This window comes from Campylobacter concisus (assembly GCF_050447445.1).
Lineage (GTDB): Bacteria > Campylobacterota > Campylobacteria > Campylobacterales > Campylobacteraceae > Campylobacter_A > Campylobacter_A concisus_BI.
On sequence record NZ_JALMFW010000001.1, the window covers coordinates 1,082,506 to 1,093,556 of the forward strand.

The window sequence follows — 11,051 nt, forward strand, 5'->3', positions numbered from 1 at the left end:
AATCTGTTTGCCGATATTGTGTTAAAGGATTTTGACATGATAAACGCGCTAAATGGATTTAATCAAAGCTTTAACTACCAAGACGCTTTTAGTAAGCGTCAAGCCACAAGCACAAATTTAAACAAAGTAGAAATTCCCGCTGAAACTGCGGACATCAAGCATCTACCGCTCTCTGGCTACTCATCAAATGATAAAATTTCTATCTGGGGCAAGATAAATGGCCTTGATAGCGGAGCGAGCAAAGATGAAATCTCTAGCCTTAAAAATTTCGTTGATAGCACGAAGCTTTGGCGAGCAAGCTACATTCTAACTAGCGAGAAAAACGGCTTTAGCGTAGATGAGTTCATCAAAAATCACAAAATGAGCATAAACAATAAAATAATCAATAATGCTTTTGGTGCTCTTTATCTAAGCCGTGAGGCTACAAATTTGCTAGACTCTGATCTAAGTATCGATGAGTTTAAAGATAAATGGCTGGAATTTACCGCCGAAAGGATACTTGGCGAGCATGCAAATGTGAAAATTTCTTTTAAAGACGGAGCTTTACATTACGAGCAAAGCTCGGATAAAAAACGTATAGAATTCTTAGGTCAGCCTATGTTGCACCGTGTGAGCTACGCTGATAAAAACAGCAAAGATGAGTTTTTAAAATTTCTAACAACAAGCTATGAAAAGGGCGAGAGCATCGCTGATGTGCTGCAAAATATCGCTCTTACGCCAGTTAGAGAAAATGGCGATGAAGAGATGGAAGAAGAGAAATTTAAGCCTATGCAAGTTACCAAAAAGAGCGTGACCTACACAGATAAAGACATAAAACGCGAGTTTTTCGAGGATTTTATCAGGCGCGAGGTCGAAAATGGCGCGAGCTTTGATGATCTAGTGCAAAAGCTAAACAAGCTAAAGCCAAAGGATATTCTCGCATAGTTTTGGCCTTATATTTAAATTTCTAGGGGCTAGCTTGGCTCTTTAAATTTCTACTTAGATTTGAATTTAAAGAGCCAATTTAGCCAACTAATTTAAAAAGCTAGCTTATCTTAATAAATTTTTACTCGCGTTTAAATTTTAAGAGTTAGCCAGCTTAGCTCCATAAATTTCTACTTTGGATTATTTATGCTTATCACCATATTTTTATCATCAAGATAGAGTTTAGCTGCCTCTTTGATGTCGTCATTTGTGATGGCTTTTACCGCACTTATGTACTCATCAGCCGTATAAAGTGGCATGTTGTAAATTTTATTTGAAATGATGAGCTTTTGCCAGAACTCAGGCTTTTCATAATCTTTTTTTATAGAAATTTCACTCTGTGCCTTAAAATCCTCCAAATGCTTTGGCAAGAGCGCACCACTACGCTTGATGCTAGCTATTATCTCCTTTATCTCAGCGATAATCTTGTCTGTATTTGAAGGATCGCAAGTAAAGCTAATTAGCATATCTGAATGCTCAAAAGGATAGCGTGAGAGCTTGACATTTAGGCTAAAGCCATATGTTTGACCCTTATCTTCTCTGATCTTTTCTCGAAGTGCCGTTTTTAAAATTTCACTTAATGCCCTTAGTTCAATCGCTCCTTCAAAGCTATATTTTGCATCAGAATTTATGATATTTATGCCAACATCGCTTCTTCTTGTGCTTTGATGCTCCCTTTTAAAGGTGTGCTGACCCTTGATACTTCGCACGCCATCGTCTTTAAATTCTTCAGCCTCGTCAAGCTTTGGCAGAGTGGCGATATACTTTTTAACAAGTGGCAAAAGCCTCTCTTCGTCGGTATCGCCGATGATTACAAAAATATATGAGGCCGCGTTTGTAAATTTATCTTTGATGATCTCTTTTAGCTCATTTAACTTTAGCGCGTCGATATGAGCTGTCTCAAGCGGCGCGACACGTTTATTGTTTTCATAAAAAAACTTGCTAAATTCGGTACTAAATTTATATTCAGGCAAATTTTGCTCTTTGCTTAGCTCATCTTTTGCTCTTTGCTTTATCCTCTCAAGCACGTTTGCATCGGCTCTTGGAGTATTAAACTCTAAATTTATAACAGCTAGCAGCGAGCTAAGATCGCTGGTGCTTGATGAGCCATAAATGCCTTGCGTGAGTGCTTCTATACCCTTTTCGTAACTTACGATCTTTCCATTTAGTGCCTTTGAGAGCTCATAGTTATTAAATTTACCAACGCCGCTTTCATTTGTGAGCGCCACTGCAAAGCTACCAAGCTTTGGATCAGCCAAATTTGATGTGCCTCCTTTGCTGACGGCTGCAAACAAAACGCTATCTTTTTTAGTAGCTAGTGGCTTAAAGATAACTTGCGAGCCATTTGACATTTTGTAGGTATAAATTCCATTTTTTTCATCAAAGCTTCTTGAGCTTATCTCTTTTTGCTCTAAATTTTCATTGCCTAGACTCTTATCGTTGTTATTAGCAGATAGGTTTGTGTTATAAGCAGGCGCTTTGGTAAAAAGCTTTAAAAACTCATCTTTGCTAAGCTTATAACCATCTTTGCTAAAAATTCTTATACGTTCATCAGAAATAGCCAAAATTTGCCTAAATCTAACATTAACGTCAGCTAATGTAATCTCGTTTAATAGCTTTAAACTAAGCTCTTTGTCGTCTTCATCGCTTAACACAAAGCCACCATTTTCTATCATATTTAAAATTTGTCCTGCGTAAGCACTTGATTTTTTAGTCTTTGAGCGTTTAAATTTTGCATCCACATTTGCCACAAACGCCTTTTTCACATCTTCGAAATCTTCTTTATTAAAGCCAAACTCTTTAATGCCTTTTATAACGCCAAGCATATCTTTAAGGCTTGCGTTAAAATCGCCTCCAAGCACATTTGTTTCAAAACTATAAATTTTCTGCTTTGCTTGAAGTGTTTGAGCTATAAAATCAGTGCTTAAATTTGATGAATTATTTGCATTTTTTTGCTCATAAAGCATATTTATTAGGCTTGCGATAAGTGCGTCTTCTAAATTTCTTTTTGCGTCAGCTTCATTTACAACCGGGCTAAATTTATCAAAATAGCTAAGTCTAGCTAGCTCCATTCCAGTTTCATTCGAGTCATAGTTAAAAATATTTAAACCACTTTTAAAGCTGATATTTTTTTCTGGATGAATGTAAGAATTTGTATTTTTTGCTTGGCTAAAGTTTTTTTCGATTAAGCTTTTTATCTCATTTTTATCAAAGTCGCCAACAGCAACAAAGCTCATAAATCTTGGCTGATAAAGCCTCTCGTAAAATTCTTGCATGTGCTTAGCATCTACGCTTTTGATGACGTTCATATCGCCTATTGGCACTCTTTTTAGATAGATGCTGCCCTCAAAAATATCCTTTGTTTGAGCCAAATAAAGCCTATATCCTGGCGTATTTCTCTGACGCTCCTCTTCCATTATGACTCCACGCTCCTTATTAAGCTCCTTAGGATCGATTTTAACGCCATCTATCCAATTCGAAAAGACCTTAAACGTATCTTGTAAATTTTTCTCATTTACATTAATCGTTAAGATATAACTCGTCTGATCGTAGCTCGTCTGTGCGTTTAAATCAGCTCCAAATTTTACACCAAGGCTCTCAAGCTGTTTAATCAGCTCATTTTTGCTAAAGTCACGGCTGCCATTAAACGCCATGTGCTCCAAAAAGTGAGCAAGACCTTGCTCGCCATCTTTTTCATCAGTTGAACCAGAATTTATAACAAGATAAAAAATAGCTGTTTTTTGTGGAAATTTATTCTCTTTGATATAGTATTTTAGCCCGTTTTTTAGCTCTCCATTTAACATATCTTTATCGTTTTGAAGTGCAAAAAGACCCATTGCTAGACAAAAAAGCAACAAAATTTTTCTCATTATTTTCCTTTTAAATTTTAATCGATAGACAAAGCAGAATTTAGCATAAGCCTGCAAAATTGCAGGCTAGAAGATTATTTTAGATCGTATTTTTTAAGTAAAGCTTCGTAGCTTCCGTCTTTTTTCATTTCATCTAAAATTTGATTTATTTTCTCTATTAATGCGCTCTCTTTTCCTTTATCAAAAGCTATTGAAAAGCCCTCGCTACCATCAACTTCTTTGAAAAATGCCTCAAGTTCTGGATTTTTCTTGACAAAGCCATATCCGATAGAGCTATCAAGGATGACTGCGTCAAATTTGCCAACTTTTAATCCCATGATGAGTGGCACAGTATCTTCTGAAGGCACTACTTTTACGCCATTTATAGCATTTGCTGCTAGCTCTTGGACGGTGCCTTGTTGCACGCCAACTCTTTTGCCAGCTAGCTCTTCTTTAGCCTTTAGTGCGTCATTGTCTTTTTTCTTTAGATAAAGATTTTCAGTTAGATAGTATGGCTTTGTAAAATCAATCGATTTTAATCTATCTGAAGTCGCACTCATCGCACTTATAATGCCATTTATTTTGCCGGCTTTAAGCGCTGGGATAAGGCCGTCAAAACTCATATTTATGATCTTATATGAAAAGCCTGCACGCTTTGAAATTTCATCAATTAGCTCGATGTCAAAGCCTGTTATTTTGTTGTTCTCATCGATATATTCAAATGGCGGATAATTCGCCGCTGTGCCAAATTTTAGCTCATTTGCACAAAGAGCAACAAAAGCTGTGAGTAAAAGAGCAAAGATCTTTTTCATAATAGTGTCCTTTAAGGTGATTTAGTGGCTTAATTATCAGTATTTCTCTATTAAAAATTGTTTAAATTTACAATAAAAGAAAAATGCTATAAATAATCGTATAGCAAAGTAGCATATAAATTTTTATAGATAAGTTCTATCCCTTAATTATTTTAAGGGATAGAATAGTAGGAGCTCTAGGAGTAAGTCAAAGATTAAAATTTACTTTTTCTAACTTCGTTTACTATCGCCTTAGCCATGTCGTCAACATCAGATGTTACTTCATTTGCTTTATTGACAATTACTACATTTTCTTTTGTAAGTGTGTCTATTTGAGCAACTGATTGGTTTATCATATTGATTCCCTCACTTTGCTCTTTTATAGATTCACTCATTTCATTGATTGATTGAGCTAGTACATTTGTATTTGCTTCGATCTCTGTTAGAGATTTTTGAGTTCTCTCTGCTAGTTTTCTAACCTCATCTGCAACAACCGCAAAGCCTCTACCATGCTCTCCTGCACGCGCTGCCTCGATTGCGGCATTAAGAGCTAGTAAATTTGTTTGATCAGCTATATCTCTAATAATAGTTATGATGTTTTTAATCTCATCACTTTGTCTAATAACATCAGATGTTTTTTGAGATATTGCATTCATTGAACTTGACATTTGCTCTACTGCGGCAGCAGACTCTTGAAGTGAGTTTGCTTGTACATTTGCGCCTTGAGTTAGTTCTTTCATTGACTGACTTAAAGCCTCAGCCTTTTCTTCTAGCACATGAGCTTGATCTAAATTTGCCCTTAACATCTTGGCTATCTCTTCACCAAGAGCATTTATACCAACCGCCATTTTGCCATCATCTTCAAGCCTTTTAGTAAAGTCTTGTTTTTTAAAGCTTTCTAATAGATTTAACACGTCATCGCCATTTTCCGCAATAGCATGTTTAAGTGCGATTTGTAAGTCTTTGAAAGTTTGTTTTAGCTGGCTAAGTGCAGGGTTTGAAGTATCTGCGTTAAGCTGAGCTACGTAGTTACCTTTGCCGATTTGATTTACAAAAGTATTTGCTTCTTTAATGAAATTATTTTGCTCAGATAAATTTGCCTCGATTTGTTTGATATTCTCATTTATCAGTGCACTCATCTGTCCGATCTCGTCGCTACCGCTACGATCTAAAAATTCAGCTTTATTAGTTTTGTTATTTAAAAAGTCAAAAAACTTAACTAAGCCATTTTTAGTCTGATCTATGCCAGAGATCAAATTTTTACCTATCAATGTAGATACTAGTAACATGAGCAAAATACAAATCGCAATCACTATTGAGCTAAAAATAAGTTGTGTATTTGCCTCACTTTTTATGTGTTGTGCATCTTTTTGCATACTATCAAGTAGTTTAAGCTCAAGCTCTCTCATTGCATCTATTGAAATGCTTATCTTTGAAAACCAACTCGCTGCATCATAAGATGCATCTTCAGTGGCAACTACATTTTTAATAATATTCATCGCATCTATAAAATCAGCCTTTTTTCTAGCGATAGCATCAAATTCATCGCTAAATTCTTTTGGATTGTAATCGTCAAAGTCCTGCATAAATTTATTTATAACGCTATTTAGTGCAACTACTTTGTTATAGTCCTCTTTGTTTATACTTTTTTTAGTAAAAACTCCATTTAAAGTAGCACGCAAAATACCAAAAGACTCTTTTATCTCACCAACAATAATGATACGCTTTAGATCATCTACCAAGCTAGGCTCAAGCTTATCACTATATCCATTTATAGCAATGACCTCTTTTCTTAAAATTTTTGTTATACGACTAATTAGATCATTGCCGCTTTTTTGATCTACATTTGAGCGGATACTATTTATCTCTGGAGCTATTTCATTTTTCTCTTCAAGCTTATCAAGCGCAGCATCTACTTTTTTACGCTGCTCTAATAAATTTTTATTATCCCCTCCCGCTAGTACACCTGAGCTAAATCCGCGTTCTTTTTGCATTTCATGGATAAAATTATTTTGATTTATTATTGTATCCACGATTTTCTCGCTAAACTCTGCTTTTGAGCGAGTTTTTAAGATACCATTTAGCATGTATGCACTCATGATACCAAGGCCAATAAGACTGACGATAACTATCGCCATAATCTTAGATTTAATACCTAGATTATTCATTTTCTCTCCTTTTAGTTTTTCTTAATATCTGCTTCAAAAATAAAGTCGTATGACTTTAATACTTAAAATTTATCAACCAAAAAATACTTTTGGTTATTTTTATAAAAAATATTGATTAGTCTATTTATGTAAAATTTTAATTTATATTTAGCTTTATTAAATAATAGGAATTTTTTAACAAAATTGTGATACATGCAAATAGAAAATAGCACATTTAAAATAAATGCCGTTCTCATCCTGAGAAGCTTCATTTTTTCTCCTTGAAAATAATTAAGTCATTTTATTAATTTTACTTTTAAAAGATGTTAAATTTTAAAAATTAGAAAAAAGTGAGTTTTTGCAGAGAATTCTTGCTTCTCTGCAAATTTTGTATTTAGATTTATTTCTTTAATCCATATTTATCTAGCATTTTGTCAAATTCGCCAGATTTTTGTAGCTCATCGATTGCTGCGTCTATCTTCTTGATAAGCTCAGTGTGTTTGCCTTTATCAAACGCCATTGCAAATCCTTCCGTGCCATCAGGAACTCTTAAAAATTCTTCCAAATCTGGATTTTGTTTTAAATATTCAACCCCTATCGGACTATCAGTTAGCACAACGTCGATTTTGCCAGCGTTTAGTGACATGATAGCGGCTGCTACATTTTCAGCAGGTATCGACTTAGTGGTTATGCTTTTGGCTGCTTCTTCTTGAAGTGTGCCAACTTGAGCTGAAATTTTCTTATCCTTAAGGTTGTCTTTATTTACATCTGAGCCTTTTTTGCGGATAAATAAATTCTCTGAAAAATAATATGGCTTAGTGAAATCAACCGATTTTCTTCTCTCATCAGTTGCGCTCATTCCGCTTATAGCAATATCGATTTTACCGGTTTTTAATGCTGATATCAGTCCATCAAAGCTCATATTTGCAACATCAAATTTTATTCCAGTTTTTTTGGTGATCTCATTTAATAAATCTATCTCAAAGCCAACAATTTTATTGTTTTCATCAAGATATTCAAAAGGTGGATAATCAGCGCTCGAGCCAACTTTATAAACTACATTTTTACTAGCTTCTTCGGCATTATTTACTGCATTTTTTTTATTAGCATCATCGCCACAACCTAGTAAAAATAAAACCAAGCTTGCCATCAAAAATTTTAAAATTTTACTCATTTTCTACTCCTTTAATGATTTAAAATTTTGCCTAAAAACTCTTTTAAACGCTCATGTTGCGGATTTGTAAAGACATTTTTTGGTGTGTCATCAACTGCGATTTTGCCTTTATCCATAAAGAAAATTCTATTTGCCACATTCCTTGCAAAGCCCATTTCATGGGTAACCACAAGCATCGTTATGCCCCTTGCAGCAACATCTTTCATGATATCAAGCACCTCTCCGATCATCTCAGGATCAAGCGCACTTGTCGGTTCATCAAAAAGTATCACTTCTGGCTCCATCGCTAGGCTTCTAGCGATCGCAATACGTTGTTTCTGTCCGCCTGAAAGCTTGTGTGGATAGGCAAATTTCTTATCGCTTAGCCCAACACTTTTTAGCAACTCATCAGCTCTTTTTTCTGCACTTGCTTTATCTAAAATTCCCGCTTTTATCGGAGCTAGAGTTAAATTTTGCAAGACGTTTTTATTTGCAAAAAGATTAAAGTGCTGAAAAACCATGCTCACTTTTTGGCGAATTTTATTTATATCTGATTTTTTATCTAAAATATCTTCACCATTTATCTTTATGTGCCCGCTATCTGCCTCTTCAAGGCGGTTTATGCAGCGTAAAAATGTGCTTTTTCCACCACCACTTGGACCAATTATCGCTATAACTTCACCCTTTTTTATATCTACGCTAATATCATTTAAAACTCGCAAATCGCCATAACTTTTGTTTAAATTTTTAATCTCAATCATGGCGGTTTAATCTCCTCTCAAGTAGTTTTGTCAAAAGTGTAAAAAATTTAACACTCACATAATAGACAATGCCTGTAAAAATGACTGGCTCTGGACTATAAAAGACCGCTTGCAAGCTCTTACTTTGCATCGTAATATCAACGACGCTTATATAACCCACGACTGATGTCTCTTTAAATAGCGATATAAACTCATTTGCAAGAGCTGGTAAGATATTTTTTGTAGCTTGTGGAAAAACTATCTCGCGCATCGAAATATAGTAGTTTAGGCCCATCGCACGAGCCGCTTCCATTTGTCCTTTATCGACACTGTTTATGCCGCTTCGCACAATCTCGGCCACATAAGCAGAGCTATTTAGTCCAAGTGCGATGAGAGCTACATAAAAATTATCACTCCATGTTGCAAAAATGACAACTGAAAATATTAAAAGTTGAAGTATTACAGGTGTTCCACGTAAGATATCGATATATTCATCAATTATAAAATTTAAGACTTTAATATTTAAAAATTTAATAAACGCCAAGGTAAATCCAAGTGTTATGCCTATGGCAATACCACCTATAGTAAGCCCTAAAGTCACTCCATAACTTTTGATATAAGCGATCTCTTGAGCCTCACTAAGATTTCTTGGATAGAAAAAATATGCTCCAAGTGAGACAATTATTATAAAAAATAGAAATTTAGCTAAATTTTGAGCCTTCAACTTTGTCCTTCTCTTTAAAATATGGCTTTAAATAATACGAAAAAATTTATATCATTTTGCTTAAAAGCGTTTAAGGATCGGCACTGAATGTTGTAATTTAAAAAAATTTATATTAACATAAGCCATTTATCTTAATTTGAAAGGAAATTTATGAGCTTTGGGTCTTATTTAGCCATCGCCATCTATTTTGGCTTTTTGCTCTTTATCGGACGATATTTCTACGATAAAAATGCAAGTATGAACGAGTATCTGCTAGATAACCGTCGAATGGGTCCAGTAGTTACTGCACTTAGTGCTGGTGCTTCTGATATGAGTGGTTGGATGCTACTTGGCGTGCCCGGAGCCTTATACGCAACTGGCATAGCAAATGTGTGGATGATAATCGGTCTTATCATTGGAGCTTACTGCAACTATCTATTTTTAGCAAAGAGGCTTAGAGTCTATACTGAGGTTGCGAGCGATAGCATCACGATACCAGACTTTTTAGAAAACCGCTTTAAAGATAGAACGAAAATTTTAAGGATCGTATCTGGCCTTATCATTTTGATATTCTTCACGCTTTATGTAAGTAGCGGTATCATCGCTGGCGGCAAGACATTTGAGAGCTTTTTTGGTATAGGCTTTAGATATGGCGCAATATTTACGCTTTGTATTGTGGTCTTTTATACGTTTTTTGGCGGATTTAAGGCTGTTAGCATAACTGACGCATTTCAGGGTCTTTTGATGTTTTGTGTCCTAGTCTCGATCCCAGTCGTAGCATATCTAAATTTAGACCTGCCAAGCGATACAAATTTGATAAAAGAGATAAGCAGACTTGATGCAAATCACCTAAATCCATTTAGAGATCAGACTTTCTGGGGCATTTTAGGTCTTCTAGCCTGGGGCTTTGGCTACTTTGGTCAGCCACACATCATCGTTAGATTTATGGCGATACGCGATTCAAAAGAGCTTGCAAAGGCAAGAAGGATCGGTATCGGCTGGATGACGATTGGCTTACTAGGTGCTATCATGAGTGGTCTTATTGGCTTTGTCTACTTTAGCCAAAGAGGTGGGCTTGGCGATCCTGAGACGGTCTTTTTAAAGCTTGGTGAGCTACTTTTCCCACCATTTTTTATAGGCATCATCATCTCAGCCGTGCTTTCAGCGATAATGAGTACCATCTCAAGCCAGCTTTTGGTTACATCAAGCTCGGTTACAAAGGACTTTATATTTGCCTTTTATAAAAAAGAAGTTAGTCAAAACACGCAAACAGCGATTAGCCGCTATGCAGTAGTAGTCGTAGCGTTAATAGCAACAGTACTTGCTTTTATCTCTACAGATAGCGTCCTAAACGTCGTTGGAAATGCTTGGGCTGGATTTGGTGCTAGCTTTGGACCAGTGTTACTTTTTAGCCTTTACTGGAAACGTATGAGTGCACTTGGAGCACTCGCTGGTATGATAGCTGGAGGTGCGACCGTAATATTTTGGATAACATCAGGGCTAAATGCCTATGTTTATGAAATTTTACCAGGTATTTTAACCTCAAGTATAGCCATCATAATGGTCAGTATCTGGGGTGATGCGATAAATAAAATGACAAGTGAGCCACACGAGCAAGTGATACAAGACGAATTTGAAAAGATGAAAACAAGGCTTTAGGCCTAAACTTACAAGAAATTCCTAGTATTTTGTACTGGGAATTTCT

Annotated in this window: 7 protein-coding genes and 2 pseudogenes; 2 read left to right on the plus strand and 7 right to left on the minus strand. The window is 35.6% G+C overall.

The window, feature by feature from the left end; translation table 11 throughout:
• Positions 1-36 precede the first annotated feature (36 nt).
• The gene (locus MTT30_RS05645; RefSeq protein ID WP_429801279.1) at positions 37-924 is read left to right on the plus strand and encodes a hypothetical protein; all 888 of its coding nucleotides are present in this window, start codon (positions 37-39) and stop codon (positions 922-924) included.
• Between the two features lie 170 nt (positions 925-1,094).
• Here the strand turns inward: MTT30_RS05645 and MTT30_RS05650 are convergent, their stop codons facing one another.
• The 7 genes and pseudogenes from MTT30_RS05650 to MTT30_RS05680 form a co-directional block, all read right to left on the minus strand.
• Positions 1,095-3,833, minus strand: coding sequence for a M16 family metallopeptidase (locus MTT30_RS05650; protein WP_429801280.1), 2,739 nt, complete (start codon positions 3,831-3,833; stop codon positions 1,095-1,097).
• A gap of 74 nt (positions 3,834-3,907) precedes the next feature.
• Complete coding sequence (locus tag MTT30_RS05655; RefSeq protein WP_429801281.1) at positions 3,908-4,624, minus strand: transporter substrate-binding domain-containing protein; 717 nt, start codon at positions 4,622-4,624, stop codon at positions 3,908-3,910.
• Between the two features lie 194 nt (positions 4,625-4,818).
• Positions 4,819-5,430 (minus strand): annotated as a pseudogene (locus MTT30_RS05660) (methyl-accepting chemotaxis protein); the annotation flags it as partial.
• A 555-nt stretch (positions 5,431-5,985) separates the two neighbouring features.
• Positions 5,986-6,771 (minus strand): annotated as a pseudogene (locus tag MTT30_RS05665) (nitrate- and nitrite sensing domain-containing protein); the annotation flags it as partial.
• A 379-nt stretch (positions 6,772-7,150) separates the two neighbouring features.
• Positions 7,151-7,924, minus strand: a complete 774-nt coding sequence (locus tag MTT30_RS05670; RefSeq protein WP_087583956.1) for a basic amino acid ABC transporter substrate-binding protein — start codon at positions 7,922-7,924, stop codon at positions 7,151-7,153.
• A gap of 11 nt (positions 7,925-7,935) precedes the next feature.
• On the minus strand, positions 7,936-8,664 hold the full coding sequence (locus MTT30_RS05675) for an amino acid ABC transporter ATP-binding protein (protein WP_429801282.1): 729 nt from the start codon (positions 8,662-8,664) through the stop codon (positions 7,936-7,938).
• A complete protein-coding gene (locus MTT30_RS05680; RefSeq protein ID WP_429801283.1) occupies positions 8,657-9,367 on the minus strand; it encodes an amino acid ABC transporter permease in 711 nt (236 codons plus the stop codon). The genes MTT30_RS05675 and MTT30_RS05680 overlap by 8 nt, the downstream gene beginning before the upstream one ends.
• 150 nt (positions 9,368-9,517) lie before the next feature.
• Here MTT30_RS05680 and putP point away from each other — a divergent pair, with 150 nt between their 5' ends.
• A complete protein-coding gene (gene putP, locus MTT30_RS05685) occupies positions 9,518-11,005 on the plus strand; it encodes a sodium/proline symporter PutP (protein WP_429801284.1) in 1,488 nt (495 codons plus the stop codon).
• Positions 11,006-11,051 lie beyond the last annotated feature (46 nt).

What these genes read in the sequence shown, in the direction of transcription:
- MTT30_RS05645 (WP_429801279.1), top strand. Translation starts at nt 37, where the DNA reads ATGATAAACGCGCTAAATGGATTTAATCAAAGCTTTAACTACCAAGAC.
- MTT30_RS05650 (WP_429801280.1), bottom strand. Translation starts at nt 3,833, where the DNA reads ATGAGAAAAATTTTGTTGCTTTTTTGTCTAGCAATGGGTCTTTTTGCA.
- MTT30_RS05655 (WP_429801281.1), bottom strand. Translation starts at nt 4,624, where the DNA reads ATGAAAAAGATCTTTGCTCTTTTACTCACAGCTTTTGTTGCTCTTTGT.
- MTT30_RS05670 (WP_087583956.1), bottom strand. Translation starts at nt 7,924, where the DNA reads ATGAGTAAAATTTTAAAATTTTTGATGGCAAGCTTGGTTTTATTTTTA.
- MTT30_RS05675 (WP_429801282.1), bottom strand. Translation starts at nt 8,664, where the DNA reads ATGATTGAGATTAAAAATTTAAACAAAAGTTATGGCGATTTGCGAGTT.
- putP (WP_429801284.1), top strand. Translation starts at nt 9,518, where the DNA reads ATGAGCTTTGGGTCTTATTTAGCCATCGCCATCTATTTTGGCTTTTTG.